This is a genomic window from Salinicola lusitanus, from assembly GCF_003206045.1.
In the GTDB taxonomy this organism is placed as follows: domain Bacteria; phylum Pseudomonadota; class Gammaproteobacteria; order Pseudomonadales; family Halomonadaceae; genus Salinicola; species Salinicola lusitanus.
Genome location: NZ_PZJM01000004.1, coordinates 301302 through 317096, shown reverse-complemented (window position 1 = coordinate 317096; position 15795 = coordinate 301302). Strand labels below are relative to the sequence as shown.

The following is a 15795-nucleotide window of genomic DNA, read 5'->3' as shown; positions in this document are numbered from 1 at the left end:
GGGGATCAGTAAGCGTTGTTGCCGGTGAAGCCCTTGAAGACCGTCAGGAAGATGATCTTGAGGTCCAGCAGCAGGGACCAGTTGTTGATGTACCAGAGGTCGTGCTCGACGCGGTGCTGCATCTTGTCCAGCGTATCGGTCTCACCGCGGAAACCGCGAACCTGGGCCCAGCCGGTAATTCCCGGTTTCACCATGTGCCGCTGCATGTACGACTCGACCAGATCCTTGTAGTACTCGTTGTGCGCCAGGGCGTGGGGCCGCGGGCCGACGATCGACATGCGTCCCTGAATCACGTTGATGAACTGCGGCAACTCATCCAGCGAGGTACGGCGCAGAAACGCGCCGACCCGCGTGATTCGAGGATCCCGCCGCGTCGCCTGGGCGACCTGGCCGTTCTCCTCCTGATGCAGTTTCATCGAGCGAAACTTGTAGACCTGAACGTCCTGACCGTTGGCGCCGGTACGCAGCTGCTTGAACAGCACCGGGCCGGGGGAGGAAAACTTGACGGCGATGGCGCAAGCCGCACAGACCGGCGCGATCAGCAGCAGGATCAGCCCGCCGATGACGATATCCTCGAGCCGCTTGACCCATAGTGCACTGCCGGCAATCGGGCTGACACTCAGATCGATGGCATGGGTGCCGGCGATATGGCTGACGCGATGGTTGAGCAGCGGGATGTCGGCAAAATGAGGGATGAAGCGAATCTCCAACGGCAGGTGGCGAAGGTTGTACATGATCGCCTTGACATGCTCGCCCTCGGAGACCGACAGACAGATCCACACCTCATGGGCACCCGACTTCTCCACCCGGCGAGCCAGGTTGCGTGGCGCCTTCTCCGCCCGCAGCACACGCCCGCGACAGACACCGGCGATCGCATACCCCTGCTCCTGATGCCGACGCAACGAACGCGCCACATCGAGCAGATTCTCCTCAGGTCCGACCAGGAACACCTTGCGTCGATTGCGGATGCTGCCATTGTGGTACATCGTCAGCATCATCAGCAGCGCCCGGGAGGCGGCGACCAGGCAGAACGACAGCATGAAGGTGAACACCAGCCACTGGCGGGAGACCTCGTCCGACAGCTTGAGCAGGAACATCAGGATGCTCACCGCCGCGAATACCGCGGCCCATACCCATAGCAGCCGATAGATCCGGCTGCGCAGCCGGGTGGAGCGCCACTTGCTGTAACCGCCACCCGACAGGTTGATCAGCACCACGGCCAGCGCCATCACGATCAGGACCAGCTTGTTGACGCTCTCCAGCTGCGTCGTCTGGAACCGGATCCCGTTGGCGAGAATCCCCGCCAGCAGAATCGCCATGACGTCGATCAACGGTGCCAACCGCCTGACAGGATTCAGACTCTTCATATTCGTTCTCCCGATACCATCCTGATGACCCTTGACATAGCTGTTGTTGAAAACGGTTGCCGAACCTCATCCTTGAAGGTCATTCCACACTCCGTCGTCGAGATCCATCCTTGAAAGCGTCCGGGGAAATCACGCTCGGGTTTCGGCGGACAGTCTCCCGAACCCGCCCGCTATTTCTGGAAAACCCCCACCAGTCGGTCGCTGTCGAAGACCAGCAGGGCATTGATCTTCTTGGACTCCATCATCACCAGCGCGTCCTCGACGCGGGCCGTTGGAGCAATTCGCGACGCCTGCGGCGTCATGAAGTCATAGGCCTTCTTGGAGAAGACGTATTCGCCGTATTTCTCGATGGCACGGCGGATGTCGCCATCGGTGATGACGCCCCAACTGTCGTTGTGCTGGACCACCGCCATCCCCAACTGTCCGCGCGACATCGCCTGGATCACATCGAGCACCTCCGCCTCCGCCTTGACCACCGGCAGGTTGTCGCTGTGCATCTCGTGCTCGACCCGGCTCAGCAGGCGGCGCCCGAGCGAGCCCCCCGGGTGGAATCGGGCGAAGTTCTCGGGCTGGAAGTCCCGCGCCTTCATCAGCGTCACCGCCAGCGCGTCCCCCATCGCCAGCGTGGCGGTGGTCGACGATGTCGGCGCCAGCTGCAGCGGACAAGCCTCCTCGACGACACCGATATCGAGATGGCTGTGGGAAGCGCGCGCCAGCGTCGAGCCCCGGTTACCGGTCATGCCGACCAGATAGTTGCCGTTATCCTTGAGATACGGGATCAGCTTGACGACCTCCTCCGTCTCTCCGGAATTGGAGATCGCCAGGAAGACGTCGTGGGGCGTCACCATGCCCAGGTCGCCGTGGTAGGCCTCCCCTGGATGCATGAAGAAGCTCGGGCTGCCGGTACTCGCCAGCGTCGCCGCTATCTTGCGACCGACGATCCCGGATTTTCCCATCCCGCAGACGATCACCCGCCCCGGGGTCTGCAGGATGGCGTCGATGGCGGCGCTCAGGTCGTTGTCGAGCTTGCGGGAAACCTCCAGAAGCGATTCGGCTTCCTTGACGAAGACCTGTCGTGCCGTTTCCAGATATTCCAGATTCATTCACTGCTCCTCCCTGACACGGGTAGCTGTCAGACCGAACCGGCCGACTGCCGACGGCGGACCGATGACGCCGCACCGACGGCATCTGGGCCCATGATTCGAGCGCGCGCGGACGCGCGACTTCGCGATAAGAAGATGTCGATAGGATCGAGAGTCGAGGGCCGTGCCTCCGACACCTGAGGGTTTCAGGGATCGAGGACCCAGGCCTCGTCAGGGTCACCGACCGGGCGGTCGGTGACTCGGGCACCGGAGGGGGAGTCCGGTGCCTTGAGGCATGGCGGGAGGCGCAAGCGGGCGCGCTCCCGTCGGAGTGCTACTGGACCAGGCGACGCAGCGCGTCGTCATCTCCCAGCATATGTGTATACATACCGGCCAGGTCGAGGCCCCGCGCCAGGAGCAGGTCCTCGGCGATCTCGCGGGCGACACCGCGACCGCCCGGGGTCGTCATCACATGGTCGGCGGCCGCGAGAACCAGGGGGTGGGCATCGGCCGGGGCGTAGGCCACAGCGACCTCCCGCATCACCGGGATGTCGATGATGTCGTCCCCGGCGAATGCGATACGCTCGGCGGCGATGCCCTGCTCCTCGGCGATCTGCTGGATGGCTTCGAGCTTGCGACTGAAGCCGATCTTGATCACGTCCATGCCCAACTGGGTAGCTCGCGTCAACAGTGGCTGGCTCGATTTGGCCGAGAGCACGCCGCTCTTGATGCCGTGCTGCCGCAGCAGCCCGATCGCGACGCCGTCACGTACGTTGAACGGCTTGAGCGCTTCACCCTCCGGGCCGATCAACAGCGTACCGTCGGTCAGCACGCCATCGACATCGAACAGCACGAGCTCGATCTGGTCACGAAGATCCGGGCGAGTCATCGATCGATCTCGTCTTTCCATCAGTCGATCTCGACGGGGGGCAGGCTCTTGACCAGATCGTCCACCGCCTTGATCTGGGCCAGGAACGGTTCCAGCTTGTCGAGCGGCAGCGCGCTGGGGCCATCGCAGCGCGCATTGTCGGGGTCGGGATGCGACTCGAGGAACAGCCCGCCCAGCCCCACGGCCATCCCGGCGCGGGCGAGTTCGAGAGCCTGACGACGACGCCCGCCCGAGGCCTCGCTGGTCGGATCCCGACGCTGCAGGCTGTGGGTCACGTCGAAGATCACCGGCGCGTTGCCGCTGACGTTCATCATCTCGCGAAAGCCCAGCATGTCGACGACCAGATTGTCGTAGCCGAAGCAGCTGCCGCGTTCACACAGGATCACCTGCTCGTTGCCCGCTTCGGCGCACTTGTCGACGATATTCTTGACCTGCCCCGGGCTCAGGAACTGCGGTTTCTTGATGTTGATCGGCTTGCCGGACCTCGCCATGGCCACGACGAGGTCCGTCTGGCGGGCCAGAAATGCCGGCAGCTGGATCACGTCGGCGACCTCGGCGACGGGCTGGGCCTGCGCCACCTCATGCACGTCGGTGATCACGGGCACGTCGAATTCGCGCTTGACCGCCTCGAAGATTTTCAACCCCTGGTCGAGACCGACGCCGCGGAAGGAGTGAATCGAGGAACGGTTGGCCTTGTCGAAAGAGGCCTTGAACACGTAGGGAATCCCCAGTTTTCCGGTCACTTCGACATAGGCTTCGCAGGCCCTCAAGGTGCTGTCGAGGTCCTCCAGCACGTTGATGCCGCCAAACAGCGTGAAAGGCGCGTCGTTGGCCACTGCCAGTCCGCCGACCGATACGGATTTCATCAAGCCACCTCACTTCTATCCATTGAATGCAATCTTGCGCGGTCCATTAGCTTAACGAAATTCGCCTCGCTGAAGGGAGTCTCCTGAAAGTAGTCCTCGTTCACCAGGTAGTGATCGATGTAGGCCGCCAGACGACGCTCGCTGAAGTGCGCGTAGAAGGTATTGCCCAGGAACGTCACCTTCTTGTCCAGCAGCTTGGCCTCGAGACCCACCGTGGAGTTGATCGTCACCACCTCGACCGCCCGGTCCAGCAACTGGAAGGTGTTCTCGTTGACGATGAGGAAACCGTGCTCCGCCCGCAGCCCGGCCAGAATCGACGGGATGGCCTGGTTGATCTCCGCCGGATGTGGCTTGACCACCAGCCTCAGCCCCTTCTCCCTGGCCATCGCGATCGCCTCCTTGAGACCGTCGATCACGCTATTCTTGTGGTAGTTCAGGATGATCTGGGCATCGGTACTCACCTGCATCGGGAAGAACAGGTAGGGCGTTTCCCAATCCATTTCGTCGAGGGCGACCTCATCCGCCTTGCGGAGCTTGCTGAGCTCGTCGAAGCCGTAGGCGTTCTCGCCGGCGTAACCCAGGATCGCCTCGAGGCGGCACCCCACCACCTGGACGAATTTCTGGAACGCGGTCTTGAAATCGAGCTTCCGCGCCTGCCCTATCACGTGCCGCTTCATGCGTGCGGCGGTGTACTCGCGCTTCCACCGGCGAAAGGCGTCGAGATCGACCGGGTACTCGTCGAGCACCTCCACATGCTCGTAGAGATAGGACTGCATGTCGGTACCCTGCGGATCCGCGAAGGTCTTGTTGCCGATATTGCCGTAGCCGGTGTAGAGCACGTCGATGCCGTTGACTCGGGCATGATCGGCCAGTGCCGACTGCGACGCGAGGCGCCCGCTCGGCAGGATATAGAGATCCCACTGGCGCTTGGGTTGCTCGCGTTCGATGAACTCCGCGAAACCGGAGTAGACCCTGTCGGCCTGCGCGTGGGTCAGGCGGCCGGTCAGGATGCTGAAGTTGTTCTCGCGGCAGGTACGGCCGCGGCCCCGACGCGGCATGAACACCGTCTCGCGCTTCAGCGTCAGGTAGACATACATGATCAGGTTGTTGGCCACGAACTCGACACGACAACCCCCGGCGCCGGGAGCGGCGAAGACGCGCTTGAAGAAGCGGTAATCCTCGGGATTGGAGATGTTGATCAGAACCTGACTATACATAGCACTGCCCACTAGGCTGGTAGAGTTTCAAGAGTTCGGCATTCATGCTGGCCGGCGAGAAATCCCGCTCGTAGCGCTCACGACAGCGCCGCCCCATCGCCTGTCGGTCGCAATGGTCGAAGGCCGTCATCGCCGCGCAGAGAGAGGCCGGGAAGTCGTCGAAGTCGAAGACGAAGCCGGTCTCGCCATGACTCACCAGCTCGGGCAGCGCACCGCGATTCGAGCAGATCACCGGCGTGGCGTTGCGGTACGCTTCCAGGACCACCAGCCCGAATCCCTCCCAACGGCTGGGGACGATCAGCGCCTTGGCCCGCGCGATCAGCCCGTCGAGGGCGGTGTTGTCCTGCCACCCGAGAAATTCCATGTTGTCGCGGGGGGTGAACGTGGCATCGGAATCGACGACGTTGCCGCCGACGATCTTCAGCAGCGGGCGATCCTCGCCCCAGAATGCGTGGAGCTGGTCGAATCCTTTCTGACGATCGAAGCGCCCGATGAACAGATAGAAGTCCTCCTTGCGCTCGTCGCCGATCGCTTCCCGGGTATCGCGCACACAGTTCTTGATCAGCAGCGTCTTGTCCCCCATCCCGGCCGCTTCCAGCAGTGCGCGCTCATACTCCGAGATGGCGACGACACCATCGGTGCGTCGATACAACACTCGCTCCACCCACTGGATGCCATGTTTCTTGAGGCCGGAGATGCGATGCGGATCGAACGCGACCCCATGCGGCTGATAGATCAACTTGGCGCCGTGGAAAGAGACCGGCAACGTGCGGCAGAGAAAGCCGGCGAAGGTACTGTGAACATGCACCACATCGGGGCGCGCCTGGGACACCGCGCCGCGCAGACGCAGCGCAAGATGTTTCAGTCGCTGGATCCGGCCCGCTCCCTCGAACCCGACGATATGGATCTTGCCCTGCAGCCCGTCGATGTCGCCCAGGTTGATCTCCTCGAGCTGGGTGAGCGGCAGCAACACCGACACGGCCTCGACTTCCGGGCGTCGCGCCTGCTCCGCCACCACGTTGTTGAGGTACGTGGCGATGCCGCCGGTCACCGTCTCGCACACATGCATGATTTTCATGAATTCACTCGCTGAAAGAGAGCATCACCAGCAGGCAATAGATGATGAAGGTGGGAACCAGCACCAGCGCGGCATCGGAGAACGTCGCCACCCAATACATCACGCATCCGATCGAAGCGGCGCGACTGATCGGCCGGGTCGCGTCGAAGAGGCTCCGCGCCATCACGATGTTGGCGAAGAACATCAGAAAGGGGACCAATCCAATCAGGCCGACGAACTCCGCGATGGAGACGTAGGGGATCTCGTAGGACCAGTAGATCGGCGTACTGGAGATCAGACCGGCATCGAAGAAGTACTCCAGATAAGCCGCCCGGCCGCCCAGATTGCTGTCGAAGAGGAACGTGACGTCCTTGCCCATCATGCCCAGCAATCCGATGATGCCCGGCACCACCAGGCACACTGCCAGACAGATCACGATCAGTTTCTTGACCGATATCGCCTTGTTGAAGATCAGGTACTCGAACGCGCAGTAGATCAGCAACAGTGCCCAGGCGGTGCGCGACAGCGTCAACATGATCGTCAGCATCAGCGCCAGGAGCCACAACCGGTTCTTCTCGATGACGGCGTAGACCGGCAGCAGCATGATCATGCAGACCGCGTAGATATTGCCGTTGTTGTAGGTCGAGAACAGCTTGTAGATTCCGCCGCGGTCGTTCATCCGGGCCTCGAGCGTCCGCTCGGCACCGAAGGTCGTGGTCAGTGCGGGGATGGAGAAATATTGCCCGGTTCCGATCTTGAGAACGAAAAGAAAGAGACCGAAGGCGACCGCGAACCGAGTGCAGTTGCGCAGGCAGACCAGCAGATAGCGTACATTCTCCGCCGACAGCCGTTTCGACCATACGTAGAAGAAGATCGGCACCACGATCAGCGCCATGATGTAGCCGAAGTAGATCCCGACGCTGGCAATGCCATTGAGTAGCGTCACCGTCAGGAACAACGCCCAGAACGGCATCAGCAACCAGATGTAGATCGAGTAGCGATCCTGGCGGCCCAGTTGGCCCGTCCCCAGGATCGCCTTGATGAACAGGATCGGGAACGAGAAGCAGATCAGCAGATAGATGGTATTGAGGGGGATGCCGCCCACGGCGACCCCCGATTTCGGTAGCGCGATGGCGAAAACGATCGCCATCGCCACGAACAGCCGTTTGGCGTTGATTACCAGCATGTCTCTCGCTATCCATTAACCGCCGACGGCAATCCGTGGCCTGCGATTTCGATCAAGGTAGGGTGCCGAGCCGGAGACTGTCCGCCCCCGGCATCCGCGGTGGTTCAGCGCCGGATCGGCAGCATGACGATGCCCATCCGACGCCAGACGAAACATGCCGCGACCAGGTTCTGCATCCCCAGCACCATGGCGAGGGAGATTGCGGCACCGACGGCCCCCCACAGCGGAATCAGCACCACGAACGCCAGCAGCCCCAGAGCGCTGCAGACCAGCGAGATATTGCGCATCACCTTCTCCCGCCCCGTCATCGTCAGCAGGAAACCCACCGAGCCGAACGACACATTGACGAGATGGCCGACCACGACGATACGCAACAGGCTCGCCGCCTCGCGGAACTCCGGCCCGAACCAGCCCAGCACCCACTCAGGGAAGAGCAAGCAGACGATCGCCAGCGGCGTTGCCATGCCCGCCGCGACCATCGAGCTCTGGCGGGCCAGTCGTCCCAGCGCCTCGTGCTCGCCACGATGGAACAGCTGCGCGAAGCGCGGCGGGAAGACCGCATTGATGACCAGCAGAATGAAGCTGATGACCATGCCGACCCGCTCGGCGGACTTGAACAGCCCCAGATCGGCGTGACTCAGCAGCGCCCCGGCAATCAGCATCGCCACTACCTGCTGGAGAAACATCGACAGGTTGAGCACGATGAAACTCTGCGCGGTGGCGAAGAACTCAGCGCGGCCAGGCGGCGCCTCGGCATCCTCCCCGTCGGCGTGCCGCACCGCGGGATGACGGCGCAACCACAGCACCATCTGGAGAGCCCCCTGCAGGCATACCAGCCAGGCCGACAGGCAGAATGCCCAACCGGCCTGCGGCAGCGAGCGGGAGTCGGTGACGACAACCGTGGCCAGGATGCAGAGCGCGGCCAGCAGCGATATCGAGCCGTTCTCCTGCAGGCTCGCCCTGGCCGGCATGTGGACGCCTTTCAGGAACCCCGCCAGCACGAACGAGAGCGTGAAGGCCGGCGTCGCCACCGCGATGCTGATCAGCAGCGACGAGAGCTCGGGCGAACCGAAGGCCTCGGCGATCTGGCGGTGCAGTAGGCCGATCCCGCCCCCCAGGAGCAGGCTCAGCCAGCCCGCCCGCACCAGTGCCCAGCGCAGGTAGCGCATGAGGTAAGGGCTGGCGTTGTCCTGGCTGATGTAGCGCATCAGCGACCCGTTGAGGCCGTAACAGGCGATGATGCCTGCACCGAAGATGACGCTCTGGGCCAGCGCGAAGACCCCGACTCCCTGGGCCCCGTAGAGGCGCCCCAGGACGACACCCAGCAGGATCGTCCCCAGCGCGGCGATGCCCCGGGCGGCGAAGGTGCGACAGAGGTTGACGAACAGCTCGCCACGCAACCGCGAAACGATCCGGGCGTGTCTGCCGCCCAGCAGAGAAAGCGTCATGAGGATAGTCCTGGAGTCGGATCAATCCGCCTGGATTCGAACGGTCGGGTAGCCATCATTTGTAGCTGTAGTGGTAGTAGCCGTAGCCGTACTCGGTGGCGGCCTTGCGCTCCACGGCATTGAAGATGGCTCCGCGCGGCTCGACGCCCGCGGTCCTCAGCCGGCTGATGGCCAACTCCAGCTCCTTGACCGGGTTGGTCTGGAAACGGGCGAGCATCAGCGTGGTGCCCATCTGCTTGCCGATGATGGCCGCGTCGGTCACCGCGAGAATCGGCGGGGAGTCGACGATGATCAGGTCGAAGCGTTCGCTGACCTGGGCCAGGAAGTCGCTGAAGCGCGACGTCATCAGCAGTTCGGAAGGATTCGGCGGCGCCATGCCACGGGCGACGTAATAGAGATTGTCGACCTTGTCGACCGGTCGAATCACCTCCTCGAGCCCCTGCTTGCCGGACAGCACGTCGCTCAGCCCGTTCTCGGAAGCGGCACCGAAGGCGCTGTGGATCTGCCCCTTGCGCATGTCGGCGTCGACGACGAGCACGCGCTGCCCCGCCTGGGCACACACCGTCGCCAGGTTGACGCTGACGAAGCTCTTGCCCACGCCTGGGCTGGGCCCGGTGATCATCAGCCGATTGTTGCCCGCCTCGAGCATGGCGAAGTGAAGACTGGTCCGCAGCCCGCGCAGCGCCTCGACCGAGACATCGGCAGGATTGCGGGCGGCCAGCAGACCGCTGGGATAGCTGCGGGCGTACTCCTTGCCGGAGCGCTTCACGCGTCGATTCAGCTTGCCCTGCTCGTCCGATAGCGGAATGGTGGCGTAGACCGGCAGCCCCAGATCCTCGATCTGCTCCTGGGTTTCGATACCGCGGTTGAACAGCGCCCTGAGGAAGACGGCGGCAACCCCGACGATCAGGCCGACGATGATGGCGACAGCGACCAGCAGCGGCTTGTTCGGTGCCACCGGGGCCGGCAGGACTTCGGCGCCATCCAGAATCCGCACGTTACCCACCGTGCTGGCCTCGGCGATCTTGGTCTCCTGCACCTTGTTGAGCAGTTGCACGTAGATCTCGTTGGTCACCTCGACGTCCCGCTGCAGCCGCAATATCTCCTGCTGCGTCTCCGGCAACCCCTTGACCTGCTTGTCGAGATTGTCCCGCTCGCGCTGGAGCTGCGCCTTCTTCTCCAGCAGCGCCTGATAGGTCGGATGGCTCTTGGTGAAGCGCTGCGAGATCTCCGCCTCGCTCATCTCCAGTTCATTCAACTGGGACTCCAGATTCACGATCCGCTCGAGGACCGATTTCGTCTCCAGCGAGAGGTCGACGCTATCCTTGGACTCGCGATACTCGTTGAGCTTCTCCTCCGATTCGTTCAACTGGCTACGGATCTGCGGCACCTGAGTGTTCAGGAACTCCAGGCTCTTGCGCGCCTCTTCCGATTGCCGTTGAACGTTCTGCGAGTAGTAGATGTCGGCGATCGTATTGAGTGTCTTCTTGGCGGCATCCGGATCCGGACCGGTCAGGCTCCAACTGAGAATCCCCGTCTCGCTGCCCGCCTCCCCGACCTCGAAGCGCCCCCGCAAGCCATTGATGGCTGCCAGTCGAGGCACGTGCTGGACGGTGAACTCGGCACCGGCTGGCGCCTGGATCGAGGTGACCCGCATGGCCACGTCACCGTTCAGGAAGGTACTCAACTGCCCGACCTTGCCCGACCCCAGCGATTCCCCGTCGGCATCCCGCAGACGGTAGGTGTAACTGTCCTCGACCTCCAGGGTGAACGTCTTGCCGAGATAGGCATCGGCCATCGGCATCTCGCTGACGGCGATGGTCTCGCCGCTGAACGCATAGCCCCAACCGTTGGCGAACCCGGGTCGCCCGACGCCTTGACGCTCCAGGAAGGCCCCGATGATCGGCAGGGTAACCGGCGCCACGTTGATGTCGAGATTGAGCAGGTCGACCGCCTGGCCCAGCACCATCCGCGACCGGATGATCTCGATCTCCGAAAGCGTCGGCGGCTTCTCGCCCAGCAAGCTCGAAACCTCTTGGAGCGGATTGTTGCCCGGCGAGTCACTCTCGATCTGCACCAGGGCGTCGGCTCGATAGATGGGTGTCGCCAGGCTGGCATACAGGATGCCGATCAACGCGAAGCCCAGAACGCTCGCCATCACCCATTTCTTGTGATCCAGCAAGATCCCCAGCAGCCGACGAATGTCTATCTCTTCGTGGTTACTCGCTGTCGATGTCGTCGATGTGTTGCTTGTGGTCATGTGGGGTTTTTGCATCCTTTCAGCGATCCGGCAACTTGCCTACCCAGGCATCTGCAGCTTGTGTCAGCAAACGATGAACGTGTTCGAAAGCGCTCCGACTCTTGCGATAGGGATCGGGGACCTCGCCCTCCCCGGTCCAGCGAGTGACCAGCATCGTCTTGCCACTGGCGGCAGGATAAAGCTCCGTCACCGCCCGACGCTGACCATCGGACATCACCAGGATCAGGTCGGCGGACTGCAACATGCCGACATCGACCTGCCGCGCGACATGGGCGGACAGATCCAGCCCTTCCCGCTCCGCCAGCTCCCGGGCGGTGGGCTCCGCGCCCTCGCCGACCAGCGCCCCCAGCCCCGCGGAGTCGATCCGCCTGCCGGGGAATCGCTGCCTCAGGAGCGCCTCGGCCACCGGGCTGCGGCAGATATTGCCGGTGCACAACACCAGTATTCGATCGAACATGTCAGTTGCCGTCGCGAAGTTCGTCGAAGTCACGCGTGGCTCGCGTCACCTGATAGACGGAGCTGATCGTCGGCGTCAGCTGATTGATGACCCGATTCCAACGACTCAGCGGCGCGGCGGTGACATAGACGATATCGGTGGGCTGCAGCATGAACTGCGCCCCGAGCACCAGCGCCGTCGCATTGCGTGCGTCGAGCTGATAGACCGTGGCCAGCTTGCCACTGTCCGGCGTGGATTGACGGATCACGAAAATGCCCTTTGCGTTGGCCTGGGTCTCGTCCATTCCGCCTGCCTGGGACAGCGCATCGGTCAGCGAGAGGCGCGAATTCCCCATCGGCAGCGTCACCGGGTCCATCACTTCGCCCATGACGAAGACCTTCTGGCTGCCGATATCGGATACATGGAGTACATCCCCGTCCCGAAGCAGCTGGTTCTGGCGCATATCGCCATTCTGGAGCATCGAATAGACGTCGATATGCGTTTCGACGCTGCCTCTCGACAGCACCACGTCGTGCCAGTTGGCATCCCCATTGAGCCCACCACCGAGATTGATCGCATCCAGCACCGTCATCGGAACGTTGGTGATGGGCATCACCCCGGGATTCTCGACCTGCCCGGTGACGTACACCTTCTGAGAATTGAAGCCCACGACCTTGACGTCGACCTGGGGTTCGGTGACGTAGGTCGCCAGGCGGCGCTGAAGCTGGGAGCGGACATCCTCTACCGTGCGGCCGGCCACCTGGATACGTCCGACATAGGGATAGAAGATCGTGCCGTCGCTGTAGACCGTATTGCCCGTGTCCTCCGTCGGCCGCTCGCTCCCGGCAGGTATGGTCAACTCCGGGTGGTCGTAGACGATGATCGACAGCACGTCACCGATGCCGATGTGATACTCGTAGCGCTCATCCAGCGCCGGGTCACCATGGGAAGCGGCCGTCACCCGCTGGAGGTCGGCCTTGTCGCCGCCCCCACCCCGAAGTGACGTCATCGCCTGCTGTGTCCGGACCAGGCCCAGCGTGATCGGCTCCACATCGACCAGATCATCGATAGGGGCGGAATCCGTGTCGTAGTCGATGTGCCCCCCGGGCGCAAAGGCGCAGCCGGAGGCGCTAACGACCAGCGATAACGCCAACACGGGCAAACACCCTCGGAAAATAGAGCGACGGCAACCTTCGCGAATTTTCATCATCCCTGTCGAACACCCTTTATTTCGTCCATATAAAGCCCTGACTACTATGACCCGTGAATGACATCCGCTTTTAAAATAATTTTTAAACACGCTACCGCCCCGGGATTTTAACGGCATTCCCCGAAGCCCTGATTATCGTGTCGAGTTTTCCATAGAAAAAAATCGCGCATCATCGACGCCTGCCGATCACCGATGCGCAACATTGAAAGTCGAGCAATCCTTGACGCAGCCTCCTCGCAAATCAACCAATGCCAATAACGTGCCAGCTTTTCAAAGCAAACAACATACCTAACCTTTGAGTTACAAAACCGCGCCGTAGAGTGTGCAAGAACCAAGAATCCCACGAATCCACATGGATCCGGCCACTACTGATAACGATCCGGTGTGACGAATTCGCGACAGTCGTAAGTATCGGTAAAAGCGGAAAATTACCATTCAGGTCTTGAAATACACGCCAAGTGACACAGGAAACCTATCGAAACAATACCGAATCCTGAAAACACCCACCTTTGCTTTTCAATGACTTATAGAAAGAAAAGTACGAAACCACCTTGCAGCACCGGCTTTCGGCTCAAGAGAGGCGCGATGCGCCGTGCGCTTTTTCCCGGCGATCGGCCAATTTCTGCACTTCATCAAGCTCGCAAACGAGCCAACTGTCTCCATTTTTAGACAAATTAAACTTGGCGATCACACTAAATACAATCAAAGTTTCATAAAAACACATGATAATTTTGTTGCTTTATCTCGCGACGCTTGCACCATAATGGAGATGACTAACTATACTTGATGCCATTCAGTGCAGCGCGCCGGGTGTCTTTGTTTTGACACACTACAACGCCAGAAAGTTGAAAGTTATAATTGCTCAGATACGTGATATTGGTAAGAATACAGATGGTCCTCGGACCACATCGTTGGTTTAACCAACACGTTAGGAGGTACTTATGAAGAAACTGGCCATAATGGCAGTCGCGTTAATGGCTGTCTCTTCACTCGCCGTCGCCCAGGAAGTCGCAACGGGCAGCGCCGCCGGAGCCGGCACCGCCGCTAGTGCATCGACAGCCTCGTCTGTCGGCACCAGCACTGCGGCGTCGTCGGTCGGTGCGCTGGCCGCAGCAGGGGGCAGTGACGGCACTACCGGAACGACCGGCACCACCGGTACGACCGGGACCCGGTAATGACAGCAGCACGTCATTACCGCCTGGAAGACCGCCCTCGGGCGGTCTTCTTTTGTCTCGCCATGGCCAGCCTCCTCCTCTCCGGCTGCTCCCTGGGCAGTGGGCGCGCCCTTGATGGCCTGGTTCCGGGTTCCGCCAGCGGCGACGTGTCCGACCAGGCCGCCGCCACTTCCTACGCCTCGCTCGACTTTCACGTCGAGGGGCATGGCGGACTGGTGATCCTGGCGAGTCAGGTTAGAGACATGACCTACTGGCAGTTCCGCGACTCGGCCACCGTCGCCCTGAAGGATGGCTACCTGCACAGCAGCGCCGGTCTCGAGCAGAACTTGATCGACACCAGCATCACTGGCGAGGAAGGCGAGATCGTCGACGAAAGTCCTTGGAGAGGAAGTTCCTCCTCGATCGCCTATCGCCTCACGCGGGAGTGGCAGACGGCGGACGGCGACCTGCACCACGGCCAGGCGACCGCCCTGCTCGACTGTGACGCGGCACCTTCCCAGGTCGAACTGCCGTTGATGTCGCGAGCGTTGCAGGTCTGCCATGAAACCGTGAACTGGGAGGATGGCAACGTCACTCACGGCACACTCTGGCGAGCGCCGGAAGATGGCCGACTATGGGCGGTCGAAACCCAACCATGGCCCGGCGCGCCGATATTCGACTGGCAGGTCGCCCGCCCTTGGTGACCCAGGTAGCGTCGCCCCTCGGCGAGAGCGAGACAGGGATTTTCGTGAAGCGCAGCAAGGACGAGATCGACACATGGTGACCCCCCGTTTCCCGTATCATCGGCGCCAGCCATGGCGCACCACGCGTTACTGGATCGCCATCGCACTGTGCGCTCTCAGTCTGGCCGGTAACGCCGGCGCCCAGGACGACAGCGAACCGACCTCGACCTTCACCATCGATATCGAGGGACGTCGGCCACCGTCGCCTTCCCCGTCGCTGCTGGATGCCTGGTTGACCGTGGAACGGGAGACCACGGTCAACTGGTCGCGCGCCTTCGTGGCTCGAGATGACGCCACGGCCGAGGAGCGTCAGCGCCAACGCCGCCTGGACGCCGAACTCGAGGGCCTTGCCATGCAAGCCCGGTTACTGGGCGCACCCAGGGTCGGTGACGGCCTCGAGGCGTGGCGCGAGGCGCTCGCCAAACTGGACAAGGGGCGGATACCGGGGCGAGTCGATCCGACCTGGCTGATGGCGCATCTGCGTCAGGTGCCCCGACTCGAGGATGTCGACGCGCTGGGCTGGTGCCAGACCCCCGAATGGATCGAGGCCTGGACACCCCAGGGCATCACCAGGCTGGCGTGGGAGCCGGGCATGACCACCGATACGTTGCTCGCCCGACTCGACGAGAACGCCTATATCGGTGCCGATACACTGCAACTGGTAAGTCCCCAGGGCGAGATTCATCGACTGGGCATCGCCGCCTGGAATCACCAGCGAGCACCGCTGGTCCCCGGCACCCGCGTGGTGGTCCCCCTGCCCCTGGACTCGGTCGGCGCCCAGTGGGTCGATATGGCCCTACCCCAGTTTCTGGCCACACGCATGCCCGGCGACGAATGCATCACGCTCGATCCAGCCCATCTCTATCAATAAGCCATGCTC

13 protein-coding genes are annotated in these 15795 nt (G+C 62.1%); 2 read left to right on the top strand and 11 right to left on the bottom strand.

What is annotated here, in order from left to right; all coding sequences use genetic code 11:
* Positions 1-5: 5 nt before the first annotated feature.
* The 11 genes from DOM45_RS08650 to DOM45_RS08600 all read right to left on the bottom strand — a co-directional run bounded on the left by DOM45_RS08650 (position 6) and on the right by DOM45_RS08600 (position 13015).
* Complete coding sequence (locus tag DOM45_RS08650) at positions 6-1367, bottom strand: undecaprenyl-phosphate glucose phosphotransferase (protein ID WP_110599523.1); 1362 nt, start codon at positions 1365-1367, stop codon at positions 6-8.
* Positions 1368-1537: 170 nt separating this feature from the next.
* A complete protein-coding gene (locus DOM45_RS08645; protein WP_110599521.1) occupies positions 1538-2470 on the bottom strand; it encodes a KpsF/GutQ family sugar-phosphate isomerase in 933 nt (310 codons plus the stop codon).
* A 313-nt stretch (positions 2471-2783) separates the two neighbouring features.
* Positions 2784-3338 carry a KdsC family phosphatase gene (locus DOM45_RS08640; RefSeq protein WP_110599519.1) on the bottom strand — a complete coding sequence of 185 codons (555 nt, stop codon included), beginning with the start codon at positions 3336-3338 and terminating at the stop codon, positions 2784-2786.
* A 20-nt stretch (positions 3339-3358) separates the two neighbouring features.
* On the bottom strand, positions 3359-4204 hold the full coding sequence (kdsA, locus tag DOM45_RS08635) for a 3-deoxy-8-phosphooctulonate synthase (protein ID WP_110599517.1): 846 nt from the start codon (positions 4202-4204) through the stop codon (positions 3359-3361).
* Complete coding sequence (locus DOM45_RS08630; protein WP_110599514.1) at positions 4204-5421, bottom strand: capsular polysaccharide export protein, LipB/KpsS family; 1218 nt, start codon at positions 5419-5421, stop codon at positions 4204-4206. Before DOM45_RS08630 ends, kdsA begins: the two co-directional genes overlap by 1 nt.
* On the bottom strand, positions 5414-6499 hold the full coding sequence (locus tag DOM45_RS08625; RefSeq protein ID WP_110599512.1) for a glycosyltransferase family 4 protein: 1086 nt from the start codon (positions 6497-6499) through the stop codon (positions 5414-5416). The genes DOM45_RS08630 and DOM45_RS08625 overlap by 8 nt, the downstream gene beginning before the upstream one ends.
* Before the next feature lie 4 nt (positions 6500-6503).
* Positions 6504-7664, bottom strand: coding sequence for a hypothetical protein (locus DOM45_RS08620; RefSeq protein WP_110599510.1), 1161 nt, complete (start codon positions 7662-7664; stop codon positions 6504-6506).
* 104 nt (positions 7665-7768) lie between these two features.
* Positions 7769-9112 (bottom strand): lipopolysaccharide biosynthesis protein, encoded by a 1344-nt coding sequence (locus tag DOM45_RS08615; RefSeq protein WP_110599508.1) that lies wholly within the window; start codon positions 9110-9112, stop codon positions 7769-7771.
* 55 nt (positions 9113-9167) lie between these two features.
* Positions 9168-11372, bottom strand: coding sequence for a polysaccharide biosynthesis tyrosine autokinase (locus tag DOM45_RS08610; protein ID WP_110599506.1), 2205 nt, complete (start codon positions 11370-11372; stop codon positions 9168-9170).
* A gap of 19 nt (positions 11373-11391) precedes the next feature.
* On the bottom strand, positions 11392-11829 hold the full coding sequence (locus DOM45_RS08605; protein WP_110599504.1) for a low molecular weight protein-tyrosine-phosphatase: 438 nt from the start codon (positions 11827-11829) through the stop codon (positions 11392-11394).
* A gap of 1 nt (position 11830) precedes the next feature.
* A complete protein-coding gene (locus DOM45_RS08600) occupies positions 11831-13015 on the bottom strand; it encodes a polysaccharide export protein (protein WP_110600430.1) in 1185 nt (394 codons plus the stop codon).
* A 1177-nt stretch (positions 13016-14192) separates the two neighbouring features.
* Between DOM45_RS08600 and DOM45_RS08590 the strand changes: the two genes are divergently transcribed.
* Both DOM45_RS08590 and DOM45_RS08585 read left to right on the top strand, forming a co-directional pair.
* Complete coding sequence (locus DOM45_RS08590) at positions 14193-14876, top strand: YjbF family lipoprotein (protein WP_110599500.1); 684 nt, start codon at positions 14193-14195, stop codon at positions 14874-14876.
* A gap of 73 nt (positions 14877-14949) precedes the next feature.
* Positions 14950-15786: a capsule biosynthesis GfcC family protein gene (locus DOM45_RS08585; protein WP_157958374.1), complete on the top strand. Its 837-nt coding sequence runs from the start codon at positions 14950-14952 to the stop codon at positions 15784-15786.
* Positions 15787-15795: the final 9 nt, after the last annotated feature.

What these genes read in the sequence shown, in the direction of transcription:
- DOM45_RS08650 (WP_110599523.1), bottom strand. Translation starts at nt 1,367, where the DNA reads ATGAAGAGTCTGAATCCTGTCAGGCGGTTGGCACCGTTGATCGACGTC.
- DOM45_RS08645 (WP_110599521.1), bottom strand. Translation starts at nt 2,470, where the DNA reads ATGAATCTGGAATATCTGGAAACGGCACGACAGGTCTTCGTCAAGGAA.
- DOM45_RS08640 (WP_110599519.1), bottom strand. Translation starts at nt 3,338, where the DNA reads ATGACTCGCCCGGATCTTCGTGACCAGATCGAGCTCGTGCTGTTCGAT.
- kdsA (WP_110599517.1), bottom strand. Translation starts at nt 4,204, where the DNA reads ATGAAATCCGTATCGGTCGGCGGACTGGCAGTGGCCAACGACGCGCCT.
- DOM45_RS08630 (WP_110599514.1), bottom strand. Translation starts at nt 5,421, where the DNA reads ATGTATAGTCAGGTTCTGATCAACATCTCCAATCCCGAGGATTACCGC.
- DOM45_RS08625 (WP_110599512.1), bottom strand. Translation starts at nt 6,499, where the DNA reads ATGAAAATCATGCATGTGTGCGAGACGGTGACCGGCGGCATCGCCACG.
- DOM45_RS08620 (WP_110599510.1), bottom strand. Translation starts at nt 7,664, where the DNA reads ATGCTGGTAATCAACGCCAAACGGCTGTTCGTGGCGATGGCGATCGTT.
- DOM45_RS08615 (WP_110599508.1), bottom strand. Translation starts at nt 9,112, where the DNA reads ATGACGCTTTCTCTGCTGGGCGGCAGACACGCCCGGATCGTTTCGCGG.
- DOM45_RS08610 (WP_110599506.1), bottom strand. Translation starts at nt 11,372, where the DNA reads ATGACCACAAGCAACACATCGACGACATCGACAGCGAGTAACCACGAA.
- DOM45_RS08605 (WP_110599504.1), bottom strand. Translation starts at nt 11,829, where the DNA reads ATGTTCGATCGAATACTGGTGTTGTGCACCGGCAATATCTGCCGCAGC.
- DOM45_RS08600 (WP_110600430.1), bottom strand. Translation starts at nt 13,015, where the DNA reads ATGAAAATTCGCGAAGGTTGCCGTCGCTCTATTTTCCGAGGGTGTTTG.
- DOM45_RS08590 (WP_110599500.1), top strand. Translation starts at nt 14,193, where the DNA reads ATGACAGCAGCACGTCATTACCGCCTGGAAGACCGCCCTCGGGCGGTC.
- DOM45_RS08585 (WP_157958374.1), top strand. Translation starts at nt 14,950, where the DNA reads ATGGTGACCCCCCGTTTCCCGTATCATCGGCGCCAGCCATGGCGCACC.